Origin of the sequence: Neochlamydia sp. TUME1 (genome assembly GCF_000813645.1) — a bacterium.
GTDB lineage: Bacteria > Chlamydiota > Chlamydiia > Chlamydiales > Parachlamydiaceae > Neochlamydia.
The window spans coordinates 1-1,846 of the sequence record NZ_JRXI01000224.1; the positions used below are offsets into that span (position 1 = coordinate 1).

A 1,846-nucleotide genomic window follows, 5' to 3' on the forward strand; every position below is an offset into this window, starting at 1 on the left:
AGGAAGACAATGTGCAGCTAAAGTTTGTTTCAACCTAAGAATGGTTATTCCTAACGCATTCTCTGTCCTTAAAAGGAGGTGATCCAGCCCCACCTTCCGGTAGGGCTACCTTGTTACGACTTCATCCCAGTCATCAGCCTCACCTTAGACGCCTCTCTCCTTGCGGTTGAGCCAGCGGCTTCGGGTAAAACCAACTCCCATGATGTGACGGGCGGTGTGTACAAGACCCGGGAACGTATTCACGGTGGTGTTGCTGACCCACCATTACTAGCAATTCCGTCTTCATGTAGTCGAGTTGCAGACTACAATCTGAACTGAGATCGGCTTTTAGGATTTGCTTCACCTCGCGGCTTCGCTGCCTTCTGTACCGACCATTGTAGCACGTGTGTAGCCCCAGACATAAGGGCCATGCGGACTTGACGTCATCCTCACCTTCCTCCTGGTTAACCCAGGCAGTCTCATTAGAGTTCCCACCCAAAGTGTTGGCAACTAATGATAAGGGTTGCGCTCGTTGCTGGACTTAACCAAACACCTCACGGCACGAGCTGACGACAGCCATGCAGCACCTGTGCAGATGCCCCGAAGGGAAATTACATCTCTGTAATGATCATCTGCATGTCAAGCCTGGGTAAGGTTCTTCGCGTTGCATCGAATTAAACCACATGCTCCACTGCTTGTGCGGGTCCCCGTCAATTCTTTTGAGTTTCACCCTTGCGAGCGTACTCCTCAGGCGGTATACTTATCGCGTTAGCTTCGGCACAACCAGGGTTGATTCCGGTTACACCAAGTATACATCGTTTACGGCAAGGACTACCAGGGTATCTAATCCTGTTTGATCCCCTTGCTTTCGCGCCTCAGCGTCAGGTGTAAACTAGAAAATCGCCTTCGCCACTGGTGTTCTTCCACATATCTACGCATTTCACCGCTACTTGTGGAATTCCATTTTCTCCGTCTACCCTCAAGAAAGGAAGTTTCAAATGCTGTTCCGAGGTTGAGCCCCGGGATTTCACATCTGACTTTCCTTCCCGCCTACGCGCCCTTTACGCCCAATAAATCCGATTAATGCTTGCACCCTCCGTATTACCGCAGCTGCTGGCACGGAGTTAGCCGGTGCTTCTTTACCTGGTACGCTCAAGTTCTCTAGATGTTAGCTAGATCCCCTTGTTCCCAGGCGAAAGAGTTTTACGACCCGAAGGCCTTCATCACTCACACAGCGTCGCTTCGTCAGGCTTTCGCCCATTGCGAAAGATTCTCGACTGCAGCCTCCCGTAGGAGTCTGGGCAGTTCTCAGTCCCAGTGTTGGCGGTCAATCTCTCAATCCGCCTAGACGTCTTAGCCTTGGTAGGCCTTTACCCTACCAACTAGCTGATATCCCATGGGCCTCTCTTTAACCGCGAGGTCCGAAGATCCCCCACTTTAATGATTTCAAGATGCCTTGTTATCACCACATTCGGTATTAGCGATCGTTTCCAATCGTTATTCCCAAGTTAATGGTAAGTTACCCATGTATTACTAACCCTTCCGCCACTAAATGTATTGCTACATTTCGTTCGACTTGCATGCCTCATCCACGCTGTCAGCATTCAATCTGAACCAAGATCAAATTCTCAAGAAAAATATATTCTTTGAAAACTTGATAAATGATTTATTTATCTCTGATTCTATTAACGAGATTAAAAGTTGCCTTTTAATCTTCGCACAAACTTTATGTTTGCTTGCACATTGTCTTTCTATCACTGTCAAATAGCTTTTTGCGTCACTCGTTGGTCACGCTTTTTTTTGTTCTTCTTCTTAACTTTTCACTTAAGAAGCAGTAAACATACAAAATATGGAATTATTTTCGCAA

At 47.5% G+C, this 1,846-nt stretch carries 1 rRNA gene; it reads right to left on the reverse strand.

What is annotated here, in order from left to right:
* Nucleotides 1-71: 71 nt before the first annotated feature.
* Nucleotides 72-1,615 (reverse strand): 16S ribosomal RNA (locus DB41_RS10205).
* Nucleotides 1,616-1,846 lie beyond the last annotated feature (231 nt).